Raw genomic sequence first — 18,239 nt, forward strand, 5'->3', positions numbered from 1 at the left:
TCAGGTAAGGCGATCTTGGAGCGCGGACTTGACCTCTTTCGAGGCCTGGAACCCGCCGAGAACGGAAACCGACCGGATGGTCGCACGGGCAAGGTCGGGAGAAACATCGTCGGCAATGCTGAGTAACCCGAGCACGCGCAGATCGAGCTTGGTGCCCGCGTCGCGCCGTGCTTCCAGATCGCGCCTGGCAAGATGGCAAATGCCCAATACAGGGTTGTCTCTGGCGCGGGCCTGCCGCGCCAGTTCCTCGTGACGGGCGAGTTCGTTGCGGATTGCCGACCGGATGAAATCGGTCCGGTTGGCAAAGGCGCTTTCCTTCACCAGCAGATCGATGGAGCCGAGGTCGACGTAGCCGAGGTTGATCGTAATTTTCTCGCTATCGCGAGTTGGCCGAAGTGATTGCGTCATAAAACCATCCCTGTGGATGGTAGAGAGATGGTCAATGATCGAGAATTTTCAAGACCGGTGGCTCGGCAATGGATCACGTGCGTACGATACCGGCCCTGGGAAGCCGGCCAGCCAGATGGCAAGATGTATGGAAAGGCGCCCTGAGCGCCGCAGGATGGCCGACGACAGCTGCCGCCGCGCGTAACCCGCAACTATCTGGTGCGCGACGCAGTCCGCAGCGAACTCGTCTCTGCGCGCCATTTTCCTATTTACTGGGAAAGTAGTGGGAAAAACATGCCAACAGCAGGTCCGCTGGCCGATTTCGCGTGTGCCGGGAGCGCCAGAGATCGGCGACAGAAGGCTCCGTTTCCCATCGCGTCTGACTGTGGGAACCGAACCGTGCCCAGTGTGGAACACGTAGGATCATTTTCACTCTTTGTTCAAATTTGCTGGCAGGTCTGAAAAAACTGCGGTAGATCATCAATCGCAAGTCGCACGCGGCCTGCTTCCCACCACGGAAAAATCGTTGAACCCGATTTTTGGAAGTGGTGACACATGTCTTTTTCCCAGCCTCACAACTCACTCGCGGTCGATTACCGGCCAATCGATGCGATTGCGCCGTACGCCCACAACGCCCGCAAGCACTCACGCACCCAGATCCGCAAGCTCCAGCAAAGTCTGAAGCATTTTGGATGGACGAACCCGCTGCTCGTCGACGAGAGCGGGAACCTCGTCTGCGGCCACGGCCGGCTGGAGGCAGCTAAGCTCAACGGCGAAACCCACGTTCCGGTGATTAGCCTGGGCGCGATGAGCGAGGAAGACCGTCGCGCCTACATCATCGCCGACAACCGGCTGGCGGAGGATGCGAGCTGGTCGAAGGAACTGCTGCGCTCCGAGCTCTCCGGTCTCATCGAGCTCGGATACGATGTCGAGCTGACCGGGTTCGACACCTTTGAGATCGACGGGATCCTATCATTCGACGAAGCAGGTGAAGGCGCTGAGGAGGATCGGGTCGACCTGCCCGACGAGGACAAGGTTCCAGTTTGCCGGGTCGGAGATTTCTGGAAAATCGGAGATCAGTGGCTTGGGGTTGGTGACTGCCGCGACCAAGACTTCGTCGAGCGACTGCTCGCTGGCAACCGCGTTCGGCTCGTCCAGACCGATCCGCCATATGGATGCCGCATCGCGGGCAACGTCTCGGGTAACGGCAAGGTGCGACACTCCAACTTCGTTGCCGGCGCGGGTGAAGTATCGCTCCCCGAGTTCGCAATGACGCTGCTGCGTCCGGCATTCAAGGCGATCGCGCCACACTGCTCGCCGGGCGCGATCGCGTTTGTGTGGACCGATTGGCGAGCATGTCCGCATATGCTCAATGCAGCACAGGGCGTGTTCCACGAGCTGAAGAACCAGATCGTTTGGGCAAAGGACCCGGGGATGGGAGCGTTCTACCGCTCGGCTTATGAGCTGTGCCTCGCATTCAAGGTCAGCCCGGGCGCGCACACGAGTAACATCGCGCTCGGCCGCCGCAATCGCAGCAATCTGTGGAGATACCCAAGCGCAAATGCGTTTCACAAAGGGCGGCTGCAAGATCTGGCGGATCACCCGACGATCAAGAACCGCAGGATGATCGCCGATGCTATCCTCGATGTCACGAAGCCGGGCGATGTGGTGTTCGACGGCTTTGCCGGCTCGGGTACCACTTTGGCGGCGTCGGCAATGACCGGGCGCCGCGGGTTCGGGATCGAACTCGACCCCAAATACGCCGATGTCATTTTGCGCCGCGTCGGGGAGGCAACAGCGAGCGAGCCGTTGCTGAACGGAGAAGTCCCGCTCTCCCAGGTCATGACGCAGCGCGCGGGAGACCGCTCGTGAACGGCCGCGACGATCGGGACGACCCGAAGCACAGGGCAACCCTGGGTGGGCGCCGCAAGGACGGCGCCCCCTACAGTGAGAACAATGTCCGCGAGGATGGCAGCTACCGGGTGGGCCGTAACCGTCCGCCGGCAAGCGGCCAGTTCGCTGTAGGTGACGGGCGCAGGCGGGGTCGACGTGCAAAGGGGGTGCGCAATGCCGACACCGACTTTGAACGTGAGCTCAATCGCCGAATGGTGCTCAAGGAGAACGGGATCGACCGCAAACTTACAAAGAGTCAGGTGGTCGATATTCGTCTGATCGACAATGCGACCCGTAAAGGCGATAACAAGGCGATCGAGATGGTCGATGCTCGCCGCCGGCGGATCGCCGATGCCCACGAGCACAACCGCCGTTATCACACACTCAGCGATCAAGCGATCCTCGAGGCTTACCTTCTCGAGCGCGCCGACGAACTGGCGGTCGATCCGGCGATGCTGGGCGACCCCGCGCCTGAGGATGGTGACGGTTTCGTCACCGATGACGGCGCCGAGCGATCAAATGAGTCGGACCCGGAGAACGGCAATGGCTGATGTAGATGCCAGCGATGCCGTTGCCGCCCTAACCCGGCTGGACTTCGGGTTCTTTCTGCGCCGTGCTTTCGCTGAACTCGGCGGCATCGATGCATACAGCCACAACTGGCATATTGACGCTATCATCCACCAGCTGGATCTGATCCGCGCTGGCGAGAACCGGCGGCTGCTGCTGACCTTGCCGCCACGCCATCTCAAGTCGCGGATCGTTTCCATTGCCTGGGTTGCATGGATGCTGGGTCACAATCCGGCGCTATCGTTCCTGTGCGTGAGCTACGGACAAGAGCTGTCTGAGGATTACGCCAGCGACTGTCTCAAGATCATGCAGAGCCGCTGGTACCGCGAGACTTTCCCGAGCACCGTCATCAAGCGAAGTGCGATTGCCGATATCCGCACGAGTGCAGGCGGTCGGCGCATGGCGACCTCGGTGGAAGGCAAGACCACCGGGTTCGGCGCCGACTTCATCATTGTCGACGATCCGATGAAGGGACAGGATGCGCTGTCGCACTCCGCGCGCGAGAAGGTGACGCGCTGGTTCGACGACACGCTTTCTCAGCGTCTCAACAACCAGTTGTTCGGCTCGATCATCGTCGTCATGCAGCGGTTGCACGAGGCGGATCTAGTCGGTGTGCTCACAGAGCGCGACAGCTGGCGCGAGCTATGTCTGCCGGCGATCGCTACGCATGACGAGGACATCGCGCTGACCCGGGGCCGCGTTTACAGTCGGCGTGAGGGTTGCGCGCTTCACCCCGCCCGTCTTCCGCTCGCCGAGTTGTTGAGGAGAAAGGCCGAGAACCCCTACGTGTTCGCGGCACAGTTCCAGCAGCAGCCAGTGCCTGCGCATGGCAACATGATCGAGAAGGCCTGGCTGCAGGTCTACGATCCCGCCACGCTCGATCGTAGCCATGGCCAGATCGTGATGTCGCTAGACACTGCCTCCAAGGACAACCCGTTCAACGACTGGTCGGTGTGCGTGGTGGCGCTGGTGATCGGCAAGCGAGTCTACATCCTCGACGTATTTCGCGCCCGGCTTCAGTTCAATCCTCTCAAGGCGAAGGTCATTGAATTGGCCCGGCTGCACGATGCAAAGGTCCTGCTGATCGAGGATGCCTCGTCGGGTACTGCGCTTATCCAGTCGCTCGGTGCCGACGAACCTGCAGGTGTGCCATCGCCGATCCCGCGGCGCCCGGAAGGGGATAAGATTGCCCGGGTGATGAATGCCAGTGCGATCATCATGGCCGGGCGCCTGTTCCTGCCCGAGCGCGCCCACTGGGTAGGCGAGTTCACCAGCGAAGTGCTAGGGTTTCCATCATCCCGCCATGACGACCAGGTCGATGCACTTTCGCAGCTGCTGATCTGGGTGCAGGAACGCGATCGTTGGCGAGCGCCCCTTAACGCAGGACCAGAAGTGATCGTCGCCTATGCAACCGGACCGAGCTATGACTTGCCGGACGATTACGATCCTTGGGGGGCGTAGAAACCGGGGATCAGTTTGCGTTAAGCCCGAACTCGAGCGGGTGGGTGCTGTCAGTCTAACTGCAGCTCATCTTCGATTGGCGAGGCCCCCGGCTGCAACTCAAGCCATGAGAGTCTGCCACTCGGCCAGGGCCGCCGAGCGGCGGTTCTTGAAGGTCTGCCTGTCGATAAGGTGGCGTTCGAGATTGAAGTGGTTGTGGACGTTGGCGTGGACCGAGGCGACCTTCTATAAGGTCTTCATTGGTCGGATCCGGAGCATTGTCCACCCGATTGTTAGCTCTGCGTCCACTTCCTAGTTATTGGCATTGCCTAGCTCGGCCATCGCCGCCCCATACGAGCACAGGCCATCGGTCGTGATCTCGGTCGGTGAGCCGTGGCGTCAATGCGCCTTCTTCATGAACAGCAGCGGACCCTCTTGTCTCTCGTCTTCGTGACGTAGCTCTCAAGGACCTCGCCCTCCTGATCGACCGCTCGCCACAAGTAATGCATCTCGCCGTTGATCTCCCCATAGACTTTGTCGAGGTGCCACTTCCAATGTTGGACGCCCTTCATGCCGATCACCCGCGGGCAGCGAACGTCTGCGGCAAAGATCGGCCCGAACATGTTCGACCAGTGGCGCAAGGTCTCGTGGCTGATGTCGATACCGCTTTCGAACAGCAGATCTTCCACGTCCCGCAGGCTCAGCGGAAAGCGGGCTTACATCATCACAACCAGGCGGATCACCTCTGGCGATGAGGTGAGTTAGCGGAAATGGGCTGGGCTGTTTTCTTGGCCTGGGCATAGCTCTCCCTGCCCACGCTGGCTCAATCGTCAATCAGGTGCATTTCCTCTGACACGGCCTTGGTCAGCGTTCGTATCGAACATAACGGCAGGTAAGCCGCCCCCGGCATTCATCATCAGTTTTTTGTCGGTTCCACGGCGAGGTTGGGCTCGGCTATCGCGGCCGCATCATTTGCTTATCGTCCGCTTAGGTTCCTCGATCCAGGCGTCGGCAAGCGGGCGTCCAAGGAGCAGCCCTGTCGCGATCGCTTCGGCCAGCACCTAGCCCGGCGCGCCAGTGTCCCCCCGCTTCCAGTCCGTGTCGCAACGTTGCCCGCCAGCTAAGGAAAAAGCCTGCCATCGCCTCGGTGTCTGTCAGCTGATCGTCCGTCGGCCGTGCACATGGCTCTTCCGCTCGGCCACGACCAGTCCTTGGCGCGTTCGACCGTCCCTGCCGACACCGGATCGTTCTCGACACGGCGCACCACCGCCACCACGTGGCCTGTTTCCATCAGATAGTTGGTCACCGAAATTGGAACAGGTGCCGCGCCAGCCTCGCGGTAATTGACTATGCGGTAGAACGCCGATGCGCCTCGCCCAGCTAGGCGCGCAATCCGTCCTCGTCGGGGCGCACGAGGATCAGATCGACGTGGTTGTCCATCAGGCACGAGGCGAGACGGCTAGTTCCCGAAGCATCGCCAGCCTCAGCGACAAGGTGGAGTTAATCGCCTCGGTATCGTCGGAGAACAACACCGACACGCGGCGAGTGCCCTGGCGGGTGACATGGTGCGGGACTTTTGAAATGACGATGTGGGAAAGGAGGGCCACTCACGTTAGCTGGCAGCGATGCTTAAGGCGATGAATCAAGTATACTATTCCCGTGATTCAAAGATACCGTCCTTGGAACTTCTCAACTTAGGAAAACGACATCATCGATTACACGGTGCCCCCGGAATTGACCGAAGATTCATTGGAAGTCCAATCCAATTATGAATACCCTGCTCTCCGAACCTTTTTCGGTTTGGTAAATAAAAGCTCTGACCTCAGCTTCGAACGACGACCCACCTTCCTGAAATTCTCCAGCAACTCGCATTGTTTGAAGTTCTTCTTTTGTGGCATACGAAATAACAACACCTTGGAGCGGCAAGTCGCAATTATATTTGGTAAGGTTTGGATTATCTGTTCCAACCCCACTCCAAGATAAGTGAAGGGGGACGGTGTGGTAGCCGTCTTCGAGTCCAAGGGCTCGACATGGGTCTGGCCTAGGCGAGCAGGCAGAAAGGATTATTCCAATAACGAATGCCCAGAGACTAGCTCTTATCAGCACTTCAAGGCCCCTTAACGCGCTTGTTGCCGAAACCATTCATCTTCTTGCCTCCAACAAGCCTCAGAACCGATGCTTCGGCGGCAAGACTCAAATGCCCGAAGCCTGAGGTACTGCCCATGAGAACGGTTCCCAAAACCAGCGCTTCGGTCCCAGCCCTGCGACCGACCAATCCAATAATCATGAGCATACGCAGTAAACTCCTTCTGATACTGCGAATTATTGTTGAATCGTTGCAAAGCGTGAATTGCCTCATGCCCGAGAACAATCATTCCATAGGTCCGCGTAGAAATACGTTCCTCCCTTGCGGTTTCCTGGATCATAGTAAAATTAAGAGTTATGTCTCCACCATCGGTAACGCCTGGAGCGTCTTGCGTATTATCAAAGCTAATTGTAATCCCATTCTCTTCTCCAGGATCTCCTAATGCATTCGCAACTCTGGCGCCAACGCGTTCAGCAATACGTGAGCCTGTTCCTGTCATTCTGATGCGCGAGATTTCGCCACGCAATGTTTCGACAGTTTCGCACTGCATTCTGCTGCCTTCGCATACATATAGCCCGGTCGGATCCACCGAATTAATCGGGTCATTCCCCACATAAGCATAGAGGTTGACATTATCCTCATACCCGATGGGATCGGTCTGCATGAACCTTCCCAGCGCCGGCGAATACATTCGGGCTTTGTAGTAATAAAGTCCTAGCTCAGCGAGCCACGCCTGCCCGGTGTATTGGAAACGGCCGCCGTTACTCGAACCCAGCATACCGTACGGATCGTAGGAGTTGCTTAGCGGTGCGCCTGCGCTTGCAGTTGAAGAATAGATGATCGATCCACGCGCATCGGCGTAGAGATAGCGGGCGTTACCAATTGCGTTGCTCGCGCCAGCGTAACTGATCAGCGGGTCATCGACACCCGCCGCAGGGCCGTGGATGTGCCGCGCGAACATAGTACCGGCAGCACTGTACTCGCCGACCAACGCATCGCCATCATAAAGCATGCGGGTCGTCGATTGCAGGACACCCGCGTTATAGCCCTGCACCTCGTACAGCCGCCCCATTGGGTCGTACCTGAGCTGCGCCGCCAGCGAGCCAGTGTAGCCGCTCGTATCTGTGGGACAAGCCGTTCCTGCTCGAGCGCGCATACGAACGAGGCGGTTTTCGATGTCGTATTGATAGACCCACTGCCCATCGGCGATGAGATTACCGCTGCCGCCTCGATCGGGCGCTGGTTTGCGATGATGTCGAACATGATCGCAGGCTAACTCACCGGGGAGATGGCGTATAGGCTTCATTGGCCCGTAGGCAACGCCGCTGGTGACTATAACAGTTCAACCAGTTTGTCCTCCAGCACAGCATGATGGTAGTGCGAGCGCGATACTTATGCTGTGAATGTATCGCAACCGCCCCGTGGGTTGTGCGCGTCCATCGCTCGACCTTCGAAGTCTAGCATGCGCAAATGCACCTTTCTTGAATCAAGCGTGGCGGCGATGGTGAGGTGGCCCGCTTTGGCAGTCGAGCCGCGTCACCACCAGTATGGCTCTCGCGCAAGAAATCCAGCGCGGCATAGAACTCACCCCCCCCCTGATCGACCGATGACGCTTGCGCTGCGAACAGTTCGGCATCATTCTTTGCAGCAAGCTAATAACGTCTTGAAGCCCGCTATATTTTGGCGGAGACAGCCTCATGTCGTGAACCACTATACTAAAAGTCTTTTCATCTAATGGGAGTCACGTCTTACGCGCCAGCAACCCTCGTCCTCTAGCTGTCGCGCGGGCAAACGGTTGGTCAGCGCTCCGCAATGCCTATTCGGCACCTTGCCGCAACATGAGCCCGCACCGCCATACGATCGCACAAACGTGTTGCCCGGGTGGCGCTTACCATTTCCTCGAGTGCCGTCGTAAAATAAAGCAGTGCCAACTTTCCTTTATTGGCCGATCCGCGATGAAAAGCAAACTGTGTATAGAATATCTATAGATCATCTGCATCAGAGAAATTAACGACTTCAAATACAAAGTTTTGCAAGCAAAAGTTCGGCACAAAACTTCCCCCATAGTATCTTTTGTTTAAAAACCTGTCCACGTCATTTTCACCAGTAGGCAAACTCTCGTAATCCACGGCTCGCCCGTTAATCTCGACAAACGAGCCCTCGAAGGCAGGCAATCGCCTAGCTAGGCTTTCGTCGGTCACAAGGCTAACACAGCGTGGCTCATTATTTGAAAAAGGTCGATACTGATTGATGTCCCTCAAAGGGAAGACAATCCATTCTCCGCGATATGCTAGCCAGCCTGTGACCATGGTTGATGTCTGAACGATATCCGTCTGGGAGGTTGGCTCCGCTCTCGTGCATGAAGTAGTTAACAAGGCAAAAACAAATGCCACATTCCACACCAATTTCTTAGCATCCTCGCGATGGTGGCCCTGCGGACGGCCTCCGACCTTCAATATGTCGTGGAGCCCCGCCTCTCGAAATTGTTCCATCCAACGCCCATGCTCCATTTCGAAATATCCCATAGACTTCCCGTTGACGCGCTGTGGCGTAATCCCCAGCCCCCGGCCAACTAAAGGCCCAATCAGGGTGGGTGTGAACCGCGGCGATTGTCTGCATTTGTATATCATCGGAAATCATCGCAGTCTGCTGCCCCAGGACATTTCCGCAAACTGTAACTTCATCAATTCTTGTCTCTGGCTCAAAAATAGACCCGTCAATAAGAATAAGCCAGAGCTGCTCACGCGGATATGTGCGTCTGCCAAAGTCTAAAGACCGTCCATTGAAACGATTTCGACGGGATGCCTCCTTCACAAGAGCGTCTATAGTTTGGATGGCGTAATCCATAAAATCATCATCGTTCTCGCCGCAAATGTCTTTCAGATTTGAGGACGATGTCTTACCAAAGAACCCAAATGAGCAGCCGTATTCAATGTCGTCGTTATCATTTACCGCGGCCAATCCACTAGGATCGACTCCATTCAAAGGGTCATTCCCCACATAGGTATATATATTCATCCCATCGCCGTATTCAATCGGATCGGTTTGCATGAACCGGCCAAGTGTCGGCGAGTACATGCGCGCTTTATAGTAATACAAACCGAGCTCAGGGACCCACGCCTGCGCCGTGTACTGGAACCGGCCGACGTTGTCCTGATCCGGCACGCCATATTCGTCATATGCGTTGGCTGCGATCAGGCTTCCCTGATAATCCGTCACTGCCACGGTCGAGCCCAGGCGGTCGGCATGGAGATAGCGGCGGTTGGCGTTCGAGACTGCGGCGCCCTCATACCAGATCACCGGGTCGTCGCCCGCCCCCGGTCCGTGAACATAGCGTCTCAGCAGGGTACCATTGCCCGAGTACTCAAGCACCAAATCTTGCCCGTCGTAGTAGTGGCGCCGCTGGGAACCGCTCGCACTGTTGCTGACCTCGTAGAGGCGACCGAGCGGATCGTAGCGCAGCGTTACTGTGGCGGGACCGGTGACCGCCGAGACCATGCGGTTCTCGGTGTCGTAGGTCCATGTCGTGGTGCCGTCCGAGGTCAGGTTCCCGCTGGCGTCATAACCGTAGGACACAGCCTCCACCACGGCGTACTGGTTCAGTCCGTTCGGCGCGTAGTCGAGATCGAAGTTTACATGGTTTCCAAACGCATAGGCATCGTTGTCGCGCGTCTCGCTCGTCAGCTGACTCGCGTGATTGGTCGCGAAGGTCCAGTTGGCGTCGCTGGCGGTACCGTTGAGATTGACTGTCATTGCGGAGAGACGACCCGCAGCTTCGAAGGTCCATGAGGACTGGTTGGCGCTAAGAGTGCTGTTGGTCCATGCGTTGGCGGAGGGGCGACCCTGCGCGGTATAGGTCCGCGTTCCCAGTGCCGTTCCGCCCTGCTGCGGCAGATTGGTCAAACGGCCGAGCGCATCGAAGGCATTAACCCAGTAGTTCGCGTCGGGATGAGTGATCCGCGTGCGCCTCCCTCCCACATCGTACTGATAGCTAAGCGTGCGCGTCACGCTGTCCATGTTGTTTGATGAGCTCAGCAACTGGCCGAATGCGTTGAACGTGTTGGAGATCCCCTCACCTGCGGCGCTGTCGAAACGCGCGTACTCCATATTGCTCATCAGGTCGTAACCGAAGAACACATCGCGGGTAACCTGATGCTCTGCGGACGCCATCCGGGCGATGGACTTCAGTCAGCTGAACGCCATCAATGACTTCGTTGAACTGCAGCTCAGAACCGAGCGACGGCACCGTTATCCGCCTGAAGCCTCGAGGGCAGCACTTAACTGCTCTGGGCTGTAAGGCTTGGTCAAGGTGGTAACGCCCGCGAACGCTTCTGGATGTTCAGCGTCGCCGTAACCGGTCGCAAAGATAAAGGGAATTCCTCGAAAATTCAGTGCCTTTGCTACCCCATAGCTTCGCTCTCCGCGGATGTTCACGTCCAGCACTGCCACTTCAGGGACGAACTTTTCCAAGCAACCAAACGCTTCGTCGATGGTCGTAGCGAGGCAAACCTTGTTGCAGCCGAGGTCGATAAGCATATCTTCCAAAGCGAATGCCACGATCGCCTCATCTTCGAGAATGAGAACTGAATTGTACTGCATACCCTCAGTCCTGCTTCGGAAGCGGAGCGGTGATGGTGCACTGTATACCCGAGGAGCGAAAATTAAGCTCAACCTCCCCCTGCAACTCAGAAGCGAGGCCTCTTTCGATCATGCGTGTTCCGAAACCCCTCTTGTCGGGAGCCCTGACGGGAGGGCCGCCTGTCTCGGTCCATTGGAGGTGAAGGCGTGGCTTGCCATCGGTTCTCTCGACCCGCCAGTTGACTTCGACTGTGCCGGCCTTGTTCGACAGCGCCCCGTACTTGATCGCATTTGTACTGAGCTCATGAATCGCCATGGCCAAGGAAACTGCCGTCTGGGGGGATAGAACAACATCTGGGCCTTCGAGAGTGACCCGACATGCGTCCTCGCCCGTCGTGGCTTCAACAGCGTCCCTGATCGTCTCCGACAAGAGAGCGTTCTCCCAGTTCTGACGGGTCAGCAGGTTGTGAGCTGCGGAAAGTGCGCTCAAACGCGCCCCGAACGAGGCTCTGGCTACGTCGCTTGGAACATCGTTTTTAAAGGATTGCTGCGCCAAGCCTTGAACGATCGCGAGCGTGTTTTTCACGCGATGATTCAGCTCGTTGATCAACAAAACCTGACGCTCTTCGACCAATTTTCTCTGGGTAATCTCGACTTGAGCATCACGGAAAAGCTGGGCATTGTCGAAAGCAATGGCTGCCTGAGACGCGATGCCCCCGATCAGCTCTTCGTGCGCATCTGTGAAAACTGCTGGGTTTTCATGTCCGAAGAACAATCCTCCGATGACTTTTCCCGTTCGCGATTTAACCGGCACTGCCAGATAGCTTTTTACGGGAAGGTGATCCTTGGGAAGTCCATGGTGTGGGACATTGTGACCGTATCTTGGATCTCGTGTGATATCGTCGGAACGCACTATCTCTGTGCCATCAAAAGTTGGCTTAAAGACTGGTGTCGCGCGGGGGTGACCGAACTGGTCAAACTTATCCCGATCAGCCCCGGACAAACTGTAGAGAAACAATGATTCTCCTCTTTCGTCCACGGTGTTATAAAAGAAGGCGCCGAACTGCGCAGATGTGAGAGCAACTCCCGCATCCGTCACTTGCTGAACGATTTTGTCGAGATCGAGCTCGGACGCCAGCGCTGTGCCCGTCCGGTTGAGCGTCTCAAGGATATAAGCTTGTGACGCAAGCCGCTCCTCGAAATTCCGCTGCTCTGTGACCTCGTACCCTTCAGCAAAGATACCGGTTACCTTCCCATGTGTGTCCTTAATCGGCTGATAGATGAAATCGACATAGGCTAGCTCCGGAGGCTCGTCCGGCCTTCGTCGGATGTGGAGCGGCTGCTGACGTCCGACAAATGGCTCTCCGCTCTCATAAACGCTGTCGAGGAGGTCAAAGAAGCCTTGTCCGTCGAGTTCGGGAAGCGCCTGTCTCGCTGTCATTCCAAGTAGAGGGCGATCTCCGATCAAACTTTGGTATGCGGCGTTTACGAGATCGAATTTGTGCTGCGGTCCGGTCAGCATCGCCATAAAGCCCGGCGCCTGTGCAAAGAGGGTTTCGAGCCGCTCGCGTTCGGCCTTATTGCTTCGGATCGCCAAGACCTTCTGTGTGGTCTCCGTGCAAGCACAGTACAGGCCGCGCACTTTCCCGCCCTCATCTCTGACAGGGGAGTACGAGAAAGTGAAATAGGTTTCCTCCTCAAATCCATGCCGGTTCATCGTGAGAGGCAGGTCTTCGATCCATGAGGCAACGCCGTTCAGTGCCCCGTCGACCAGAGGCTCGAGATCGTCCCAGATCTCCTGCCAGATCTCCTTGAAGGGCTGTCCGAGCGCATGGGGATGCTTGTTTCCTAGGATTGGCGCATAAGCATCGTTATAAATAAAACCCAGATCGTCGCCCCACGCAATGAACATTGGAAAGCGCGAACTGATCATCAGGGAGACGACAGACTGAAGTGATTGCGACCACTCTGCTGGCGGGCCAAGAGGGGATTTACTCCAGTCAAATTCAAGCATCATGTGACCCAGTGCCCCGCCCTCAGCGAGGAACGCCACTGGGCTTGTCGAAGAATCCTTACCCATTCTTCATCCGTTCAATCTTTCCCGTTTTATGAACCGAAAGCGCTCACGGGTGTTTGCCGACAGCACTTCGCCTTTCGCCCTTAAGCTACCGAGTTCGTTGAGGTTCCTAATTAATTTACTGCAACACCTTAGTTGCCACATTGACACAGAGCATAGCACCCGATGTTATAGCAATTGCGCAGAAAGATGCGGAGGCTGTTTCACCTTAACACCACGGCTCGCGACGGCCTGACCAAGTGCGAGCCAATCCCTCGCGAACCAGTTGATCTCCCACCGACCCCCGCGAGTTTGTGACTACGGCTAACGTGCGACCGTAGCGGTCCTGACCGTCCCGATGAACAACGAACTGTTCGCTATTGAGGATTGCCACCAGCTGATCACGGGCGCGCACGGCCAGCCGGCTCTCGCTTGCACACTGCCCTTCCATTTCAGGCGTATCGATGTCCATCAGGCGGATGCGTTCGCGATCGACGATGAAGGTATCGCCATCGTGGACGCAGGTGATGCGCACACCCTGATTGGGACACACTGCTATCGGAAATGAGAGCGCCAGGAGCGCGGCCATCGAAACCATGCAATCAATCCAATCCCTACGACAAAAACGAAGCTCGTCAGAAGGAAGAGAAATTCGACATGAAGGGCAACATCGCCGGGGTCATCGTCGCTCCATTCCTTCATCACTCGCACCCAACTCCATCACCGTCACGGTCTAGCTTTGAAGAATAGCCGGGATCGCCGCTTCTCACCGGGGCGGCACCCTGCGCCCGAGCATCGGAGCAGTTACGGAAATAGGCCGCGGTCACTGGTGCGGGCGCGATGTAAACCGGCTCCGGCTCTGGCCAAGGTTCGGGTTCTGGCTGCAGCTCCGGAGCTTGATAAAGTGTCGCAGGTTGAGGGTCGGTGTCGGCAACATCTGCTGCAGTTGCGGTGCGCTCGAACTCGCCGATAAGCCGGTACTCGGGCGGGGGCTCATCTCTGGCAGAAAACATATTCCCTACGACGATACCGCCTAGGCCGACTGCCACGATGGTGCCGAGGCCGAATCTCTGTTGGCGTTGTTGACGTGCCATCTTTCCCTAGCCCGATTGCCAAGTTCATCGCATACGATGCGGCTGCAAACAATCGCTTAACGGGAGCAACAGGATAGTAGCCCAAGCGAGAGTTGAGGTCCGCCGGCGCAGTTACATAGTGGAGAGGGCCTGACCTTTCTGTCGGCTTCGGTCCCCGATCAACTGGCATCTGCCAATCAGCCGCTAACGCTCTCGTTGCTGAGGCTGACGCACTATGCCGATCCTGCACCGATGAATCTCCTCGTATCACCATCAAATTCAGTATCGAGCCCAATCGCCAACGCGTCGACCTGACGAATAGCGTCATCGTCGTCGGCATAGAAAATGCGCGCCGCTAAGCCTCCTCGCTCACCGTCCCAGCATCGCGCAGCAGTGTCTCCACCGCTTCGACCAGCCGCTCGAGGCTCGCCTTTGACTTGGTCAGGACCGCCTCGACTTGCTCCTCCAGCTCTGGCCCCGCATCTTGTGCCGTAAACAAGACGACGGGGGTAGCGCTGTCGCCGGGAGAACGAAGGACCGGAAGGAGTTCGAGCCCACTGCAGTCAGGTAGCGCAATGTCGAGAATAACGAGATCGAACCTTTCTGCCGTCAGGGCACGCTTAGCTTCCTCGATGTTGGTGACCGAGGTGACATGTGCGCGCCCCGAAAAAGCGCTCTGAACGACTTTTAGAACGTCCCGATCGTCATCGACGTGAAGGATGTGAGCACTTCCGGCAGGTGCCGGCGCCTCTACCCAGCTCGGCTCCGCAGCGGGAAGATCGACGTGAAAGGCTGTCCCTTCCCCCGGCTTGCTGTCGAAAGAAACAGAGCCCCCGAGCCGCACCACGATTTCCCGCACTATGCTAAGGCCGAGACCTGTGCCGCCCTTTTGCCGGGTGTCGGAGCTGTCGGCTTGCGCGAACTTGTCGAAAATCCGCGGCTTGAATTCCTCCGGAACCCCGGGCCCTTTGTCCGCGACTGTAATTCTGAAGCGTCGATCGAGGGGAAGGACGGAAATGTTCACCTCTCCCCCGTCAGGCGAGAATTTGGCTGCGTTGGATAGAAGGTTCGTCAGGACCTGCATCAGTCGGTCCGGGTCGGCTAAAACCGCCGCATCGGCAGGACCAAACTCGAGCCGGAATGAGACGCCGAGGCGCTCTGCAAACCCTCGGTTCGCCTGCACCGCCTGGTCGAGCAATGGCGTAAGTTCCACCGTCTGCATTTCGAAGGGCATGTTCCCTGATTCGATCTTCTCGATGTCGAGAATGTCATTTATCAATCGAACCAGCCGCTCGCTGTTCGAGTGAGCGATCTCCAAAAGTCTTTTCGCAGTATCCGGTAGCTGTCCCGCTGCGCCGCCCACGAGCAGGCCAAGGGAACCCGCGATCGAGGTTAACGGAGTGCGCAGTTCGTGGCTTACCGTCGAAACGAACTCAGACTTCATTTGATCGACGTGTTTGCGTTCGGTAATGTCGCGCACGATCGCCACATAGCGCATCCCGTCCGCGAGTGGGACAGGACTGACGGCTACGTCGCTTGGAAATGTACTGTGGTCTTTGCGGCGGCCCATGAACTCCTGAGTGCGTCCCACATCTCCCTTCCGCCGCCTTTGAAGCCGCTTCAGGAAAGTTTCGACCTCGCCATGGTCTGGTGCGATTTCGAACAGTAATCCGATATCGCGCCGGACTAGCTCGGCCTCGTCGTAACCGTACATGCGGGCTGCGGCCGGATTTAGGCTTTCGATACTCCCGCTTGCGTTGAGCATGATGATGCCGTCTTTGGCGCTGTCAAATATCGTTTCCTGGCGCGATGAAAGGTCCTGAAGCCGGCGGACTGCGGCATTCTTTTCGGCCATGCTTCTGCTGTTCAAAAAGGCCGCGCCGAACAGGAGAGCTCCCAGTAGAGCGAGAAGAGCATACGTAAATAGCTGCAAGGAGCGCTGCGCTTCGTCGGCCATCCGGGTGACTTGCGCAAGGCGCACCCGCTCTGCTGCCTCGATTTGCTCCACAATGCTGCGGATCGACACCATTAGAGACTTGCCGCGCCCGCTGCTGATAAGCGCAGCTGCTTCGGAAGCGGCACCAAGCTCTCGCAGCTGGACCGTACGCTTGGAAAAATCGAGCTTGGCCTCCGAGAGTTCTCGCAGCCTAACGAACTCCTGGGTGCGCGCCGAGCGCGGTCCGAACCTCTCTTCGACCTGATTAATTGAATTCCCGACTTCCTGTCGCGCCGCCAAATAGGGCGCAAGGAAGGCGGGGTCCCCGGTGACCACGTAGCCGCGTTGGCCGATCTCGATGTCTTGGTGGAGCGACAACATCCGCTGGATTTCGTTGCGAGCCAGGTAAGACTGCTCAACCTGGCTTCCAAGACGCTCGCTACTCTCAAATTGTAGAGACAGAAGGTGCGCCAGAAGCAGTAGCATTATTGGAATTGCGAATAGGGCCGCTGAGCTCACGATGCGCGTTTGCGAGAAGGGAGCCATAGATGATCGCTCGTGGTTTTTCGTCCTCATGCACCATTCCTAGTCGCGCCGGTATGCGGCGCAACGTAATAGGTGCGTCTAGAAACGATTCAGGCTCGGCGAGAGGGGAAGCGGACATTTGGCGCGGCGGCATCAAATGACGTGCGTAAGCGTTAACAGCGGTAAAGCTCGACAATCGACTTAGATGCGTCGGTCCGTAATCCTCGGCATCTCGTTCTGCGTGTTGCAGGCGAGAGACATTTGCGGGGACCGAGAGGCGCGGAGGGGGCAAGCAATGGCAAGACATTGGATTTTACTGGTGAGTGCTTTGGGGCTCGCGGCCTGTGCAACGACGCCTGACACGAATGCGAGGCTCGCTTCATCGTTCGCTCCAGATTGCCAAGCGGTAGCCACCTTTCTCGCCGGTGCGGTTGCCGAAGGTCGGACCGTCGGGGCGTCTGCCTTGGTCTGGAAAGGCGGACGCGAAGTCTGCTTCGAAAATGCGGGCTTTGCTTCGCGCGAGGATAACCGGCTGTTTGCCCGTGATACGTTGGTACAAATCTTTTCCATGACCAAGCCGGTAACCGGCGTCGCATTGTTGCAGCTGTGGGAGCAGGGCCGGTTCGGGCTCGACGATCCTCTTTATTGGCACCTTCCCGAATATGCAGGCCTGCAAGTCGCCACGGTAATCGGCAGCGACGGCAATCTCGTACTGCGCGATCCATCCCGTCCGCCCAGCATTCGCGATCTCATGCGCCATACCGCTGGCTTTACATACGGCGATTCTGATGAGCCGGCGGACATCATCTGGGAGCGGCTGCAACCGCTCTCAGCCGACAACACCCTCGCTGAATTTTCTGCAGCGATGGCACAAGTGCCGCTACGAGCCGATCCTGGCACCCGCTGGATTTACTCTGCCGGCGTTGATGTGCAGGCTCGGCTTGTAGAAGTCTTGTCGGGCATGGCGTTCGACGCGTACGTGGCGGAGAATATTTTCGCGCCGCTAGGCATGACCGACAGTGCATGGAGGCGCGATGGTGGGGATCTGGACCGGCTGGCCCGCATCTACATCGCCGACGAGCATGGTGCCCTCAACCCAATGCCGCGCGAGGAATGGCTCGAACCCAACTTCGCCGGAAATCCGATGACGATGGGCGGCTCCGGCATTGTTACCACCGTGGACGATTACATGCGGTTCGCCCGCATGCTGCTGAACGAGGGCGAACTGGAAGGGCGCCGTATTCTACAACCCGCGACCGTCCGCCTGATGGCAACCGACATGCTCGACCCACGCACATCCAACGAGAACCGGATGTGGTTGCCGAGCAAAGGAACGGGAGGCTTTGGATTGAACGTCTTCGTGCGAACGGCGGCGCCCATGTCTCCGGAAAAGAACAGAGGTACGGTCGGCGAATTTTTCTGGGATGGCCTTCCCTCTATGTTGTTCTGGGTGGATCCCGGTCAGGACATGGCAGTCGTTTTCGCAACCCAGAAAGTCCCGTTCGACAATGCATTGCACCATGATTTCCGCTCTGCTGTCTATGGTGCGGATTATTCCGGTGTCACTCCGGAGTGAGCGAACGTAGGCGCATGTGCGGCGACCCATCGTGGTGATGCTGCTCCTGTCGTTCTGGTCTCTATTCCATTAGCCGAGTTGCAAGCGCTCAATTCTGGTCAACAATTGGGCCGTGAGCAGAA

General features: G+C 57.6%; 12 protein-coding genes and 1 pseudogene. 4 read left to right on the forward strand and 9 right to left on the reverse strand.

Translation table 11 applies throughout. The annotated features are described in order from the left end of the window. On the reverse strand, positions 1 to 408 hold the full coding sequence (locus GRI62_RS12295) for a CopG family transcriptional regulator (RefSeq protein WP_131453605.1): 408 nt from the start codon (positions 406 to 408) through the stop codon (positions 1 to 3). 534 nt (positions 409 to 942) lie between these two features. Between GRI62_RS12295 and GRI62_RS12300 the strand changes: the two genes are divergently transcribed. From GRI62_RS12300 to terL, 3 genes are read left to right on the forward strand one after another with little or no spacing between them, the layout of a single operon-like run. Continuing rightward, positions 943 to 2,259, forward strand: coding sequence for a site-specific DNA-methyltransferase (locus GRI62_RS12300; protein ID WP_131453606.1), 1,317 nt, complete (start codon positions 943 to 945; stop codon positions 2,257 to 2,259). After that, complete coding sequence (locus GRI62_RS12305) at positions 2,256 to 2,831, forward strand: DUF5681 domain-containing protein (protein WP_160731881.1); 576 nt, start codon at positions 2,256 to 2,258, stop codon at positions 2,829 to 2,831. The genes GRI62_RS12300 and GRI62_RS12305 overlap by 4 nt, the downstream gene beginning before the upstream one ends. Beyond that, positions 2,779 to 4,308: a phage terminase large subunit gene (terL, locus tag GRI62_RS12310; protein WP_160731882.1), complete on the forward strand. Its 1,530-nt coding sequence runs from the start codon at positions 2,779 to 2,781 to the stop codon at positions 4,306 to 4,308. The genes GRI62_RS12305 and terL overlap by 53 nt, the downstream gene beginning before the upstream one ends. A gap of 99 nt (positions 4,309 to 4,407) precedes the next feature. Here the strand turns inward: terL and GRI62_RS14750 are convergent. The 8 genes and pseudogenes from GRI62_RS14750 to GRI62_RS12350 all read right to left on the reverse strand — a co-directional run bounded on the left by GRI62_RS14750 (position 4,408) and on the right by GRI62_RS12350 (position 16,502). Further along, positions 4,408 to 5,088 (reverse strand): annotated as a pseudogene (locus tag GRI62_RS14750) (IS6 family transposase). Positions 5,089 to 6,404: 1,316 nt separating this feature from the next. Then, complete coding sequence (locus tag GRI62_RS12320; RefSeq protein ID WP_131453609.1) at positions 6,405 to 7,679, reverse strand: RHS repeat-associated core domain-containing protein; 1,275 nt, start codon at positions 7,677 to 7,679, stop codon at positions 6,405 to 6,407. Positions 7,680 to 8,782: 1,103 nt separating this feature from the next. Continuing rightward, positions 8,783 to 10,543: an RHS repeat-associated core domain-containing protein gene (locus tag GRI62_RS12325; protein ID WP_131453610.1), complete on the reverse strand. Its 1,761-nt coding sequence runs from the start codon at positions 10,541 to 10,543 to the stop codon at positions 8,783 to 8,785. A 78-nt stretch (positions 10,544 to 10,621) separates the two neighbouring features. Next, on the reverse strand, positions 10,622 to 10,972 hold the full coding sequence (locus tag GRI62_RS12330; RefSeq protein WP_131453611.1) for a response regulator: 351 nt from the start codon (positions 10,970 to 10,972) through the stop codon (positions 10,622 to 10,624). Between the two features lie 4 nt (positions 10,973 to 10,976). Next, positions 10,977 to 13,031, reverse strand: coding sequence for a PAS domain-containing sensor histidine kinase (locus GRI62_RS12335; protein WP_131453612.1), 2,055 nt, complete (start codon positions 13,029 to 13,031; stop codon positions 10,977 to 10,979). Between the two features lie 205 nt (positions 13,032 to 13,236). Continuing rightward, positions 13,237 to 13,596, reverse strand: a complete 360-nt coding sequence (locus GRI62_RS12340) for a thermonuclease family protein (RefSeq protein WP_131453613.1) — start codon at positions 13,594 to 13,596, stop codon at positions 13,237 to 13,239. 112 nt (positions 13,597 to 13,708) lie between these two features. Beyond that, positions 13,709 to 14,101, reverse strand: a complete 393-nt coding sequence (locus GRI62_RS14570) for an excalibur calcium-binding domain-containing protein (protein ID WP_131453614.1) — start codon at positions 14,099 to 14,101, stop codon at positions 13,709 to 13,711. A gap of 334 nt (positions 14,102 to 14,435) precedes the next feature. Continuing rightward, a complete protein-coding gene (locus tag GRI62_RS12350) occupies positions 14,436 to 16,502 on the reverse strand; it encodes an ATP-binding protein (protein ID WP_160731883.1) in 2,067 nt (688 codons plus the stop codon). Positions 16,503 to 16,836: 334 nt separating this feature from the next. Between GRI62_RS12350 and GRI62_RS12355 the strand changes: the two genes are divergently transcribed. Next, the gene (locus GRI62_RS12355; protein ID WP_131453616.1) at positions 16,837 to 18,117 is read left to right on the forward strand and encodes a serine hydrolase domain-containing protein; all 1,281 of its coding nucleotides are present in this window, start codon (positions 16,837 to 16,839) and stop codon (positions 18,115 to 18,117) included. Positions 18,118 to 18,239 lie beyond the last annotated feature (122 nt).

This window comes from Aurantiacibacter arachoides (assembly GCF_009827335.1).
Classification (GTDB): domain Bacteria; phylum Pseudomonadota; class Alphaproteobacteria; order Sphingomonadales; family Sphingomonadaceae; genus Alteraurantiacibacter; species Alteraurantiacibacter arachoides.